The sequence below is a fragment of the Roseburia sp. OM04-10BH genome (genome assembly GCF_003462605.1).
GTDB lineage: Bacteria > Bacillota > Clostridia > Lachnospirales > Lachnospiraceae > Roseburia_C > Roseburia_C amylophila.
This window is the reverse complement of sequence record NZ_QTZI01000012.1, coordinates 44,143-58,092: the sequence shown is the minus strand read 5'-3', so window position 1 is coordinate 58,092 and position 13,950 is coordinate 44,143. Positions and strand designations below refer to the sequence as shown.

The window sequence follows — 13,950 nt, the reverse complement described above, 5'->3', positions numbered from 1 at the left end:
TAGGACGAGCTTGATATTATGGCATAGAATACATATAATAAAAGTCAGAGTATTTCAAAAGTTTGAGAAATCTAAGAAGTTGAGATAGAAAAGAGGAGAAATAAATATGCAGACAGGAAAAGCAATTTCAGTTCCGGCAATTCTGAAAGTCGGAAATGGCACGTTAAATCAACTGGGAAGTTATTTAAAGGGAGAAGGTCTAAAACAGGTAGTTATTTTCCTTGGAAATGGTTTGATTGATATGTTTGGTGAGACTGTAATGGAATCACTGAAAAAAGAAGAAATTACAGTATTGGAGTATAGCGAACTGGATACCGTTGATATTGATGATATTATAACGCTTGCATTTTCCATGCCGAATAAAACGCAGGCAGTTATTTCAATTGGTGGCGGAAAAGTAATCGATGCCGGAAAATATGCCGCATTTTTAAGAAATATTCCATTTATCAGCGTACCGACCTCCAGCTCCAGTGATGGATTTTCTAGTGCCAGCGCCTCCCTTTTGGTGCATGGCAAGAGAACTTCGGTTCCGGCAAAACTGGCTTATGGCATTGTGGTGGATACGCAGATTATCCGCACGGCACCGGAGAAATTTATTTATTCCGGTATCGGAGATATGATTTCAAAAATCACAGCATTATATGACTGGATTTATGAGGAAAAATGTGGTTACTCTACGGTAAATGATTTTGCGGTTATGATAGCGAAGAAAGCGGTGAACAGTTTTGTCCGGACTCCATATCAGAGCATAAAGGATGAATTGTTTTTAAAAGAACTGGTGGATTCTCTAGCCATGAGCGGAATTGCCAATGAAATAGCCGGAAGCAGCGCACCGACCAGTGGAAGCGAGCATTTGATTTCCCACGCACTGGACAAATTATTGGAAGCACCACAGTTACACGGTATTCAGGTCGGCATTGCAACCTATATCATGAGCAAGGTGCACAATCACAGATATGTGCGGGTACAGACCGTATTGGAAGAGACCGGATTTTTTGATTTTGCAGCAACACTTCAGATGAAAAAGAGCGATTTCCTTGCGGCAATTGATTTGGCACCGTCTATTAAGCCATTCCGTCACACTTACCTTCACGAAGAAAAATACCGGGAAGAAGCAAAACGCCTGGTGAGAGAAGATGAAATCTTAAATCGTATATTGGTTGACTGACATTCATAAGGAACTGCCGGGCATCCGTAAGAAGCTGCCGGTGTATGTATAAAAGAAACAATTTTTGCCATACTAAGAGAAAAATATTATATTATTTAGGAAGGTTTTAGCATGGCAAAAAGTGAATCAGAAAAAGATATGCGGCAAAAAAATGAAAATCTGAATAAAACAGTACAGGAGCAGGATGTTGCGGAAAGAAACCAGGCATATAACGAATATGTAAAGCAGGTAACACCAACGCATAATCTTGCCCTGAAAATGTTAAAAGCATTTGTGACCGGCGGAATTATTTGTTGTATTGGCCAGGTGATTTTAAATATTGCACAGAACGCAGGACTGGATAAAGATACTTCCGGCGGCTGGTGCAGTATGATCCTTGTCCTCATGAGCGTAATTCTTACCGGTCTTAATATTTATCCATCAATTGCAAAATTTGGCGGGGCAGGAGCCCTCGTTCCAATTACCGGATTTGCCAATTCAGTGGCGGCTCCTGCCATCGAATTCAAAAAGGAAGGACAGGTCTTTGGGATTGGCTGCAAAATTTTTACCATTGCGGGTCCGGTAATCCTTTATGGAATCTTTACAAGCTGGCTACTTGGGGTCATATACTGGATATATCAGCTGATAGCGAGGTAAATTGGGCAAAATCGTTCAAAAACAAGAGAATTTTGCCCAAAAGAAGTAGAAAAGCAAGACTTTATCAAGGAAGAGGAGTCGTGTCCCGCGGTAAATTGGGCAAAATCGTTGAGGAACAAGAGAATTTTGCCCAAAAGGAGAAGAAAAGAGAGACTTCACCAAGGAAGAGGAGCCGTGCCCGGAGGCAGATTGGGCAAAATCATTGTGAAACAAGAGTGTTTTGCCCAAAAGAAGTAGAAAAGCAAGATTTTATCAAGGAAGAGGAGCCGTGTCCCGCGGTAAATTGGGCAAAATCGTTGAGAAACAAGAGAGTTTTGCCCAAAAGGAGAAGAAAAACAAATTCACAAAGTCAGCTTCCCGCTAATCCCCAAAATAGTAATGAATTAATTGCTCGGCATAAGCAGAATCAAAGGGATGCTCACTTGTTTCATAAGTAGTAATTAATTGAATGGATGGGATAATGTTATGTGCGGTGTAAAGCTGAAGCTTGGAAAAGACATTCTTTCGATAAGAAGGAAAATCCATCAGACCAAAATGCTCCCAGTAATAAAATGCTCCTGTTTTAGGATGACGAAGCGTGAAATCAGGGTGCAGGGTAGTTTCGCCTAAACACAGTGCACATTCATAACGAAAAGGAATACGGTTATGTGAGAGCAGTGTTGCAATCAGTGCTTCTGATTTGGAACGGACCATCAGACCGGAAGCAGATTTGTGAATCCGTTGTTCCGGGTATTTGATATTGTATTCAAAATCAGCATTCATCCATTGATTTAATTCTGTGGAAATGGGTTGGAGGACAGTGTGAAATAATTCACAATAGGGAGAAGATTCTTGAAAAAGAGTTTCAATTTTAGAAGGATGTGAGGCAAGGGTGTCAATACAGGTGCGGATTGTCTGTCGCTCAAAAGAGAGGGACTGCAGTTTTAGTTCTAAATATTTTTTCCGGGCCATGACTTGAGCAAAATTTTTCTCTTTCTTGGGAATATAAAACTGTTGGGATAGAAGTTGATGATACCACTTGGTATAGTTGCCATTGTGGGTACAATAAAGAGTGCCGGGTGGCAGAGTGGAAAGTTCATCCTGAATGGCAGAGATTTGCTCCGTAAGATTCTTATAATGAGATAATAGTTTATTATAGATGTCAGTTTCTCCTTTCTCAAAAAGTTCAATGGAAATATTGAAAAATGTTGAAATTAATTGCTGCCATGGATTTATTACAGCATAACCGTAGATAGAAGTAAAGAAAAGAAACATGAAAAATTTCTGAAAAATACATAAAATGCCAGAACCTGGACATGCTAATCACAAAAAGGAGTGATGACATGTCTGAGGTAAAGGGAAAACAGAGTCTTCGCTTTGCGAAGACTCCTTTTATTTTAAATTCGGCATCGGTGGTCGGAAAGAAAGAAGGAGAAGGACCACTGGGAGAGTATTTTGATGTGATTGGAAATGATGACAAATTTGGATGTGAGTCATGGGAGGAAGCAGAAAGTACCTTGCAGAAGGAAGCAGCAACCCTGGCATTGGGAAAATCTGGGCTTACGCCGGAAGAAATCCGTTATATTTTTGCAGGAGACCTGTTGGGTCAGACTATAGCAACATCCTTTGGACTTCTCGACTTTGAAATTCCGTTGTTTGGAGTGTATGGCGCCTGCTCCACGGCAGGGGAATCCATGTCACTTGGAGCAATGTGCGTGGCGGCAGGATTTGCAGAAAATGTCCTGACGATTACATCCAGTCATTTTGCCAGCGCGGAGAAACAGTTCCGATTTCCGCTGGAATATGGGAATCAGCGTCCCATGTCGGCTACCTGGACGGTTACCGGAAGTGGTGCCTATGTATTGTCCACCCAACGGACTCATGTAAAAATCAGTGGAATCACCACCGGAAAAATTGTGGACTATGGAATTCATGATTCCTTAAATATGGGAGCAGCGATGGCTCCGGCAGCAGCAGATACCATAGCAGCACATTTTACGGATTTTGGAAGCAAGCCGGAAGAATATGACCGTATTATAACAGGGGATTTAGGAACTGTCGGACAGGAAATCCTATTTGATTTGCTAAAGAAAAAGGGCTATGACATCGAGAACAATCATTCAGATTGCGGAATCGAAATTTTTGATGCAAAAGAACAGGATACGGATGCCGGTGGAAGTGGCTGTGGCTGCAGTGCTTCTGTTTTATCTGCCTATTATCTTCCGAAGATTATTTCAGGGGAATGGAAAAAGGTGTTATTTGTGCCAACCGGAGCATTGCTTTCCACAGTAAGTTATAACGAAGGAAAAAATGTACCGGGAATTGCCCATGGAGTAATGCTTGAGTATGTGCCGTAACAAAAGCCTGGTAGATAATAAAAAGTAATAATAGTTTTGATAAGAATGATGGAAGAAAGGAAAAGAACACATGGATTATGTGAATGCATTCTGGGTAGGAGGCCTGATATGTGCCCTCTGCCAGATTTTAATGGAAAAGACGAAAATGCAGCCGGGACGGATTATGGTGCTATTGGTATGTTCCGGAGCTGTTTTGGGAGCAATCGGTGTATATCCGCCTTTCGTGGAATTTGCAGGGGCGGGAGCATCGGTGCCATTGTTAGGCTTTGGCAATACGCTGTTTAAGGGAATTAAGGAAGCAGTTGATACCAATGGATTTATCGGAATCTTCATGGGTGGATTTACGGCAACGGCGGTAGGAATCTCTGCTGCATTGGTATTTGCCTATCTGGCATCCCTGATATTTGAACCAAAGATGAGAAAGTAGAAAATCCACACAGAAGATGCATAGAAAAGGATAGGTTGGAAACAATAAACTTGAAATCAATAAAAAGGAGATATTGAACATGAAGAAATTAAGAAAACTGGTGTTGACCATGATGGTAGTGTGCCTCTTTGGCAGCATGGCAGCCTGTGGTAATAGAAATGGAAATGAGGAAAATACCACGGAAAACGGAGCAGGAAGTAACAATACTACCAATAAGAATGACACAGACAATAAGAATAACACAAATGACAAGAATAATCGTGACAATACCACAAACAATGGAGATAATGGCGACGGTGTGGTAAATGATGTGACAGACGGAGTAGTAGATGGTGCAGAAGATATTGTAGATGGTGTGGATGATGCAGTAGATGATGCCGGAACCGGAATTAAAGATGCTGTGGATGATGCAACAACCGGAACCAATGGAAATGGTAATAATGCAAAAACAGCAAGATAGTTTTGAATAAAGATTTTTAAATGAAAAAAACAGGATTGAAAACTCAATGAAAAGTTTTCAATCCTGTTTTGTATAATATGAGTACCACGATGACTCATATAAAATTGTTTCTCTTGGTGAAAAACTTATTTGTCATCAATACTGTAGTTTGGTGCTTCTTTTGTGATATGAATGTCATGTGGATGACTTTCCTTTAAGGAAGCAGCAGTAATCTTAACGAAACGGCCTCTTTCCTGTAATTCTGGAATAGTAGGACATCCGCAGTAACCCATACCGGAACGGATACCACCGATTAACTGGAATACGGTATCCTCAAGACTTCCCTTGTAAGCCACACGTCCTTCAACACCTTCTGGAACAAGCTTCTTAGCACCTTCCTGGAAGTAACGGTCTTTGCTTCCGTTTTCCATAGCTGCAAGAGAACCCATACCACGGTAAACCTTGTATTTTCTTCCCTGATATAATTCGAAGGTTCCAGGAGCTTCGTCACATCCTGCGAACATACTTCCCATCATACATACATTACCGCCGGCAGCTAAAGCCTTGGTCATGTCTCCGGAGTACTTGATACCACCATCGGCGATGATTGGAATACCATATTCTTTTGCAACTGCAAAGGCATCCATGACAGCAGTAATCTGAGGAACACCAATACCTGCAACCACACGGGTAGTACAGATAGAACCAGGTCCGATACCAACCTTAACAGCATCAGCACCAGCTTCGATTAAGGCTTTGGTTGCTTCGCCGGTTGCTACATTACCAGCGATAACCTGAAGATCAGGATAAGCAGCTTTGATTTTCTTAACTGCATTTAAGATATTTAAGGAATGTCCATGTGCGGAATCTACAACGATTACATCGACATGGGATTTTACCAGTGCATCGATACGGTCCATCATGTTAGCAGTAATACCAACAGCAGCACCACAAAGCAGTCTGCCCTGGTCATCCTTTGCGGATAATGGATATTTAATCTGTTTTTCAATATCTTTGATTGTGATAAGGCCTTTTAAGTGAAAATCTTTATCTACAATTGGAAGCTTTTCTTTTCTTGCCTTAGCGAGAATTTTTTTCGCTTCGTCTAATGTGATTCCTTCCGGAGCAGTAATAAGACCTTCGGAAGTCATGCTTTCTTTAATTTTCTTTGTATAATCTGTTTCGAATTTCAAATCACGATTGGTGATGATGCCGACTAATTTTCCGTTTTCTGTAATAGGAACTCCGGAAATGCGGAAGTTGTGCATTAAATCTTCTGCGTCAGCTAATGTATGATCTGGGGATAAGAAAAATGGGTCTGTGATAACTCCATTTTCGGAACGTTTTACCTTGTCCACTTCCTCCGCCTGAGCCTCGATAGACATATTTTTGTGGATGATTCCGATACCACCCTGTCTTGCCATAGCTATTGCCATGCGATGTTCAGTTACTGTGTCCATTCCAGCACTCATCATTGGAATGTTCAATTTGATTTTCTTAGTCAGGTAAGTGGTAAGATCAATCATATTAGGAGTAACTTCCGAATATGCAGGAACCAGCAAAACATCATCAAATGTAATTCCTTCACCGATAATTTTACCCATTTTCTCGTTTCCTCTCTTTCTTATTAAAAAGTGTGTAATATAATAAAGCCTTTAATTTCTCAATTCTAGCAAAAAAATAATATACTGTCAATTGTTAAAACAACTATTCCATTTTATACAAAAATATGTTATTCTTTTAGACGGACAACGGGGTCAACCAAGGGTGAACGTTGTCCTTTTTTCAAACAGAGGGGGAAAAAGGATGGAATTTCGACCGTGCATAGACATCCATAATGGCAAGGTCAAGCAGATTGTGGGCGGAAGTCTTAAGGATGAAGGAAATCAGGCAAAAGAGAATTTTGTGGCGGAACAGGATGCCGCTTATTTTGCAGAATTTTATAAAAAAGATAAGATTCGTGGCGGACATATCATTCTGCTGAATCCGTCAGACAGTTCCTATTATAAAGAAACGAAACGTCAGGCACTGCTTGCACTTCACACCTATCCGGGCGGTATGCAGGTTGGCGGCGGCATTCATGCAGAGAATGCCAAAGAATTTATTGAGGCAGGAGCCAGTCATGTAATTGTAACATCCTATGTATTTAAGGATGGAAAAGTAAATTATAATAATCTGGAGAAAATTCTTGCAGCAGTAGGAAAGGAGCATCTGGTTCTGGATTTGAGCTGCCGGAAAAAAGATGGTGACTACTATATAGTGACAGACCGCTGGCAGAAATTTACCGAAGAGAAAATCACGCCGGAGTTATTAGATAAATTAAAGGAATATGCGGATGAATTTTTAGTACATGCAGTAGATGTAGAGGGAAAAGCATCCGGCATTGAAGTCCCACTGGCAGAAATGTTAGGAGACTGGGGCAGAATTCCAATTACATATGCCGGAGGAGTCGGCAGTTTTGAAGATTTAAAGCAGTTAAAAGAACATGGAAAAGGCAGGCTTAATGTGACGATAGGCAGTGCATTAGACCTGTTTGGCGGCAGAATGGCATATAAAGAGGTTCTGCAGTATATAAATCAAGTATAAGGAAAAGGAGAGCGGCAGTATGAAGTATACAAAACAGGATATTATCCGTATGGCAGATGAAGAAGATGTGGAATTTATCCGGCTTCAGTTTACGGATATGTTTGGAACCTTAAAAAATGTGGCAATCACACGAAGTCAGTTAGAGAAGGCACTGAATAATCAGTGTATGTTTGACGGTTCATCCATAGAAGGCTTTGTCCGGATTGAGGAATCCGATATGTATCTCTACCCGGATTTAGATACGTTTACTATTTTCCCATGGAGACCACAGCAGGGAAAAGTTGCAAGAATTATCTGTGATGTTTATTGTGCAGACGGAACACCTTTCGAAGGAGACCCAAGATATGTATTGCGGAAAGAGATTGCACATGCAGCAAAGATGGGCTATACCTTTGATGTAGGACCGGAGTGCGAATTCTTCTTATTCCATACCGATGACAATGGCCAGCCTACAACCGTTTCCCATGAGAAAGCAGGATACTTTGACTTAGGACCGGTAGACTTAGGTGAAAATGCAAGACGTGATATGGTGCTGACCTTAGAGGATATGGGATTTGAAATCGAGGCATCCCATCATGAAGTAGCACCGGCACAGCATGAAATTGATTTCCGTTATGATGAAGCATTGGCAACAGCCGATAAGATTATGACTTTTAAACTGGCAGTTAAGACCATTGCAAAGCGTCATGGCTTATTTGCAAGCTTTATGCCAAAGCCAAAATATGGAATCAACGGTTCCGGCATGCATATTAATATGTCACTTTCCCGGAATGGAAAAAATATATTTGATGACCCATCCGGTGAACTTGGTTTGAGCAAAGAAGCATATTATTTCATTGGCGGAATAATGAAACATATGAAAGGTATGTCCGCTATCACCAACCCACTGATAAATTCTTATAAGAGACTGGTTCCGGGCTATGAAGCACCGATTTACATTGCATGGTCTGCAACGAACCGCAGTCCGCTGATTCGTATTCCGGCATCCAGAGGAGCAGGAACCAGGGTGGAATTAAGATGTCCGGATCCGGCAGCCAATCCATATCTGGCATTGGCAGTATGCCTTGCAGCAGGCTTAGATGGAATTGAAAATAAGATTATGCCGCCGGAAGAGGTAAGAGAAAATGTATTTGAAATGAGACTTTCCAGGAAAGTGGAAAAGGGTATTGAATCACTTCCGGGAGATTTAATGGAAGCAATCGAAGAGTTCGAACACGATGATTATATCAAAGGGGTTTTAGGACCACATATTACAGAGAAATATGCAGAAGCCAAGAAGGCTGAGTGGGCGGACTACAGAGCCCAGGTGACACAGTGGGAGATTGATGAGTATCTGTATAAGATTTAGTTGATGTAAGAAAATGCTACAGGAGATAAGAACTTGATTAATGTTATTGTTGCATTCCCTAAGATAGAAAACGCCAAAAGTATAAAAAATATACTTGTGCGCAGTGGATTTCATGTAGATGCAGCAGTCACAACAGGGGCTCAGGCATTGCAGTATGCGAATTCGTTAGATGGAGGTATATTGGTCTGCAGTCCAAGATTTGTGGACATGATGTATACTGAACTGCATGAATATATTCCTGCTACATTTCAGATGCTTCTCGTTGCTTCGCCGGATATCTGCAATGAGCACGAAGTTGCTGATATTATGTGCCTTTCCATGCCGCTTAAGGTGCACGAACTGATACAGACGGTAGAGACCATGTCTTATACTATTACCAGAATGCGTAAGAAACGGCGTATGGAACCGAAGGTACGGAGCGAAGAGGAAAAACGCATGTTACAGGATGCCAAAGAACTTCTGATGGTACGGAATAACATGAGTGAAGAAGAAGCACACCGGTATATCCAGAAACGGAGTATGGATAATGGAACCGGACTCATCGAGACGGCACAGATGATTTTGAGCCTTATGCATGCATAAGTATGAAAAATAGGTTAAATATAGTAGATTATTTAGAGAGAAGAAAAGGAGATATTATGTATCAGATTAATGAAAACTACCAGAAATTACCAGGAAGCTATTTATTCAGTACCATTGCCAAAAAGGTAAATGCATTTACCCAGGCAAATCCGGATAAGAACATCATCCGTCTTGGAATCGGGGATGTTACCCAGCCAATCGCTCCGGCAATTATTGAGGCTTTACATAAGGCAGTTGATGAGATGGCAGATCCTGCAACCTTCCATGGATATGCACCGGATTTGGGATATGATTTCCTGCGTAATGCTATTGTAAAAAATGATTATCAGGCAAGAGGATGTGCAATCGAAGCAGATGAAATTTTCGTATCCGATGGAGCAAAGAGTGATTCTGGAAATATTCAGGAATTATTCGGACCGGATGTAAGAATTGCTGTATGTGACCCGGTATACCCGGTATATGTGGATTCCAATGTTATGGCTGGAAGAACCGGTACATATAACCCGGATACCCAGATGTGGAGCAATGTAATTTATATGCCATGTACCAGAGAAAATAATTTCGTGCCGGAATTCCCGAAGGAGACACCGGATGTAATTTATCTGTGCCTGCCAAATAACCCGACAGGAACAACCATCACCAAAGCACAGTTACAGGAATGGGTAGATTATGCCAATAAAGAAGGCGCACTGATTATCTATGATGGTGCTTATGAAGCATACATTTCAGAAGCAGATGTGGCTCATACCATTTACGAATGTGAAGGAGCACAGACCTGTGCCATCGAGATTAAGAGCTTTTCAAAGAATGCAGGATTTACCGGAGTACGTCTTGGATATACTGTAGTACCAAAGGATTTGAAATGCAATGGCGTATCTTTACATGATATGTGGGCAAGACGTCACGGCACCAAATTCAACGGCGCACCTTATATCGTACAGCGTGCCGGTGAAGCAGTATATTCCGAAGCTGGAAAAGCACAGTTAAAAGAACAGGTTGCATATTACATGAAAAATGCAAGCGTAATTAAGAGCGGTCTGAAAGAAGCAGGCTTCGAAGTATTCGGTGGTGTAAATGCACCATATATCTGGTTAAAGACACCGGAGCAGATGACATCCTGGGATTTCTTTGATTACCTCTTAGAAAATGCCAATGTAGTAGGAACACCGGGATCCGGATTCGGACCAAGCGGAGAAGGATACTTCAGACTGACAGCATTCGGAACATATGAGAATTCAGTTGCAGCATTAGAGAGAATTAAGGCATTATAAGTCAGTACCATAAGGATATACGAAAATATAGAAGGGACAGCGATTTTAATTGCTGTCCCTTTTTGGCATCCGATATAACAGGCAATTGGGAAGAAAAATATATTTATTTTAAAAAGTTTGGATAACGAAGAACATCTGGATGATATGTACTGGAATGCCAGCAGTTCTTAAATATCGGTTTTGCTTGATGGTAAACTGTCTTTCCGTTGCTTTGACGAACAATACAGTGCCTTTGTCAAACATTGGAAAGACTGTTTTAATAGTCAAAAGCAAAACCGATATTTTAGAATTACGGTATTTCAGTGCAAAATCCAGATGTTCTTCGATATCCAGACATGAAAAAAATTTTCTTATTTCTTTCCCAATTGCCTGTTAATACGACAGCACCACAATATTATGCAAATTATGCCACAACCGGCAATAACGGCGGTGCTTCGTCTTCGGATGATGCAGCAGCCCAGCCACATGAAAGTGCATCCAGCAGTTTTATTGTAAAGAATGCACTAAAATACATAGAATCCAATTATAATCAGAAGCTGACCTTGTGTGAAGTAGCAGAGAAAACCTATGTCAGCCAGTGGCATTTGAGTAAATTATTAAACCGTCATACCGGTCAGAGTTTTTCTGATATTTTAAATCATTGTCGAATTGAACATGCCAAGAAGCTGTTAGAGAATCCGTCCCTTCGCATCGGGGATATTTCTGATGCAGTAGGATTCCTGGATCTGGCACATTTTTCCCGTGTATTTAAGAAGCAGGAAGGAATGTCTGCCAATGAATGGCGGAACCAGAAGCTTGGCAGTTAGAATATGAAAAGCTTTGCGAAGAGAGTTGAAGAATCGAAAGAAGAGGATGAAACAGCAGGAAGGCTCACATGATTGAGAGCCTTCCTGTTGGAAAGTACACGCTCAGAGAGAAATCTGCACTATATGGATATAAGGCAGCTAGTGATGTAACCTTTGAAGTAAAGGAGACAGCAGAAATCCAGAAGGTATCCATCACTTGGAAATACGCTCACATCTTTTTTTCTAGATATTTTGATTTATACCTTACAACAACTGCCATTCCGCCACAGGCAGCTGCCAGCAATACTATCCAAACCAATGGATTGCTGTCGTCCCCTGTCTTTGGTGCGTTTGTAGCAGTCGTACTTTCCGTTGTAGCTGTAGCCGTAGTTGTAGCCGTGGCTGCTTCTGAGCTACTCTTTCCGCCTTCAGTAGTTGTCTCTGTGGTCGTACCGCCTGTTGCCCGTTTAATCTCAAAATCCGCACTGCATTCGCCGTCTGTATAAATGACTGTTATCTTATGGGTACCGACAGATAAGTCTTTTAAGTAACCGCTCTTTAATGTAATGATTGTGGAACCGGACTGTGCTGTGTAATTATCAGCCGAAACCAGAGTACCGTCAACCTTTACTCCTGTAAATTTGCTGATTTCTCCGTTTACACGGAATCTTAATGTACCGTTGCCGCCTTGCGACCATGAAACATTTTCTCCCTCCAGGAACTTATAGGTACTTTGTGCTACTGTCGGCTGCATGGTCTTAAGTTCCATAGCATATAAGGAATCACATCCCTCATCGACTGTTATTTTGGATGCATCAACTGTTTCCCCATTTAAGGTCATAGTCAGTCCCGTATCTACATCTGCAAAGAAGTTTCCATCGACCGCCTCCAGCTTAATGCAGTACATATAGTTTTTGCCTTCTTTAAAGGCGGTTATCTTTTTGCTGTCTGCCAGTTTTGCATTTTCTGCTGCATCCGAATACCAGAATCTTACCGGTACCACAGTGCCGTCACTCTGTTTTTCCATTTCCTCCCAGTATTCATATACAATCTTGTACTTGGTGGCATTTTCACCACTTAAGGCTGCGGTTGCTTTTGGTGCATCTCCTGCATGATAGGTAAGTGTCGCATTCGTAACGTCAATCGTCTTAATGTCCTCCGGCACTTGTCTGCTCGGTAACGTCATGCTCTTAATATTTGTAGCATAAACAGTCATATAATCGCCTGATATTGGTTGAGTATTGGTGACCGGAAAGGATTCTCCGTTAATAATTACTGGCATCTTTTCTGTAAAGCTGTCAACTGTCATCATAGAAAGTATAATTCTTACAGAATAATAATAGGTCTTTCCTGCTTCAAAGGTTTTTAACAACTGACTTTCATCCTGCGGATTATCATATTTATTTGAAGAACACCACTTCACCTTATTCCCGTTTTCATCCAACTCACTCCATTGCTCAGAGTCGATAAGATATTTGCCCTCTTCTCCGGCAGCAACCTGTGCCGTAAATACCGGAGCATCTCCGTCATTAAACTGTAACGTTGCTCCAGTAATCTCCGCACGGTCAAACACCCGCGAGCCAACCTTATATTCCATATACATCACCTGACTCGTATCTCCAAGATTAAAGTCGCCGTTTTCATCCGGAAAATATTCTGTCGCATTACCGCCGAGCATATTGGAACTGGTAAGAATAGATGCTGTTGAACCGTTATAAAAAAATTTTCCTTTTCCTTGCTTCAGAGTTTTCGTACTACTTCGCAAGATCACAGAAAAATCCGTATGCTCACAACCCGGATTAAACCAAATTAATCCTGACGAATACAAGGCACATGCCTCCGGAAAATAAGTCCCTATGGAAGCACGATTGTTGTCCCCTGTAATGGTAAGCTTAGCTGCTGTATCAAATGGTGTAATACGAATCTGGTTTACATATACTCCATATCTGGCACCGGTAATGCTGCAGTCTCCGTTAATCCGTAGCTCCAAGAAGGTATTTGGACAGTAAATACCTGAATTAAAACAATCTTCCGATTCACCTCCACTATTGCTGTAAATCTTTACATTTCGCAGGTTCACAACGATTGCCGATGCAGGGTCATGTTTCGTCTCTGCATTTATCACCACGTTTGCCTCTGCCTCGGAACATGCCTTAATTTCGCCGGTCCCCTCATTATACTTCCAATACGATGCTTCATTTGTCTTAACCGTTAATTCATTTCCCCCGATATATATAGTCTGGGTCGTATCATCTGCAAATACGGTAGCCGGTACCATTGCAAATATCATACTAAATGCAAGCACAAAGCTTACAAGTCGTCCGATACCATGTTTTCTATGTATCGTTTTCATTTGAAACACCTCCTGTTTT

General features: G+C 41.3%; 13 protein-coding genes and 1 pseudogene. 11 read left to right on the top strand and 3 right to left on the bottom strand.

Going from position 1 to position 13,950, the window contains the following annotated elements; translation table 11 throughout:
- Positions 1-106: 106 nt before the first annotated feature.
- The gene (locus DXB43_RS12140) at positions 107-1,168 is read left to right on the top strand and encodes an iron-containing alcohol dehydrogenase family protein (protein WP_022244351.1); all 1,062 of its coding nucleotides are present in this window, start codon (positions 107-109) and stop codon (positions 1,166-1,168) included.
- Positions 1,169-1,279: 111 nt separating this feature from the next.
- A complete protein-coding gene (locus tag DXB43_RS12135; RefSeq protein WP_117841809.1) occupies positions 1,280-1,804 on the top strand; it encodes a SpoVA/SpoVAEb family sporulation membrane protein in 525 nt (174 codons plus the stop codon).
- A gap of 360 nt (positions 1,805-2,164) precedes the next feature.
- Here the strand turns inward: DXB43_RS12135 and DXB43_RS12130 are convergent, their stop codons facing one another.
- The gene (locus tag DXB43_RS12130; RefSeq protein ID WP_022244353.1) at positions 2,165-3,058 is read right to left on the bottom strand and encodes a hypothetical protein; all 894 of its coding nucleotides are present in this window, start codon (positions 3,056-3,058) and stop codon (positions 2,165-2,167) included.
- A 68-nt stretch (positions 3,059-3,126) separates the two neighbouring features.
- Between DXB43_RS12130 and spoVAD the strand changes: the two genes are divergently transcribed.
- The 3 genes from spoVAD to DXB43_RS12115 all read left to right on the top strand — a co-directional run bounded on the left by spoVAD (position 3,127) and on the right by DXB43_RS12115 (position 5,027).
- A complete protein-coding gene (spoVAD, locus tag DXB43_RS12125; protein WP_117698952.1) occupies positions 3,127-4,140 on the top strand; it encodes a stage V sporulation protein AD in 1,014 nt (337 codons plus the stop codon).
- 70 nt (positions 4,141-4,210) lie between these two features.
- A complete protein-coding gene (spoVAE, locus tag DXB43_RS12120) occupies positions 4,211-4,567 on the top strand; it encodes a stage V sporulation protein AE (protein WP_117947683.1) in 357 nt (118 codons plus the stop codon).
- Between the two features lie 79 nt (positions 4,568-4,646).
- Positions 4,647-5,027: a hypothetical protein gene (locus tag DXB43_RS12115; RefSeq protein WP_197420834.1), complete on the top strand. Its 381-nt coding sequence runs from the start codon at positions 4,647-4,649 to the stop codon at positions 5,025-5,027.
- Between the two features lie 125 nt (positions 5,028-5,152).
- Here DXB43_RS12115 and guaB read toward each other — a convergent pair whose 3' ends face one another.
- Entirely contained in the window at positions 5,153-6,610 is a 1,458-nt protein-coding gene (gene guaB / locus DXB43_RS12110; RefSeq protein WP_117947682.1) for an IMP dehydrogenase, read from the bottom strand.
- Positions 6,611-6,812: 202 nt separating this feature from the next.
- Between guaB and hisA the strand changes: the two genes are divergently transcribed.
- From hisA to DXB43_RS15800, 6 genes and pseudogenes are all read left to right on the top strand, one after another.
- Positions 6,813-7,592 (top strand): phosphoribosylformimino-5-aminoimidazole carboxamide ribotide isomerase, encoded by a 780-nt coding sequence (gene hisA / locus DXB43_RS12105; RefSeq protein WP_022244358.1) that lies wholly within the window; start codon positions 6,813-6,815, stop codon positions 7,590-7,592.
- Between the two features lie 19 nt (positions 7,593-7,611).
- Positions 7,612-8,940 (top strand): type I glutamate--ammonia ligase, encoded by a 1,329-nt coding sequence (gene glnA / locus DXB43_RS12100; protein ID WP_117947681.1) that lies wholly within the window; start codon positions 7,612-7,614, stop codon positions 8,938-8,940.
- A 33-nt stretch (positions 8,941-8,973) separates the two neighbouring features.
- Entirely contained in the window at positions 8,974-9,522 is a 549-nt protein-coding gene (locus tag DXB43_RS12095) for an ANTAR domain-containing response regulator (RefSeq protein WP_117698948.1), read from the top strand.
- A 56-nt stretch (positions 9,523-9,578) separates the two neighbouring features.
- A complete protein-coding gene (locus DXB43_RS12090; protein ID WP_117841815.1) occupies positions 9,579-10,793 on the top strand; it encodes an LL-diaminopimelate aminotransferase in 1,215 nt (404 codons plus the stop codon).
- Positions 10,794-11,128: 335 nt separating this feature from the next.
- A complete protein-coding gene (locus DXB43_RS12085; RefSeq protein WP_330417882.1) occupies positions 11,129-11,599 on the top strand; it encodes a helix-turn-helix transcriptional regulator in 471 nt (156 codons plus the stop codon).
- A gap of 68 nt (positions 11,600-11,667) precedes the next feature.
- Positions 11,668-11,784: pseudogene (locus DXB43_RS15800) on the top strand (SpaA isopeptide-forming pilin-related protein); the annotation flags it as partial.
- Positions 11,785-11,807: 23 nt separating this feature from the next.
- On the opposite strand, the gene DXB43_RS12080 reads toward DXB43_RS15800, so the two are convergent.
- On the bottom strand, positions 11,808-13,931 hold the full coding sequence (locus DXB43_RS12080) for a hypothetical protein (protein ID WP_117947680.1): 2,124 nt from the start codon (positions 13,929-13,931) through the stop codon (positions 11,808-11,810).
- Between the last annotated feature and the right edge of the window lie 19 nt (positions 13,932-13,950).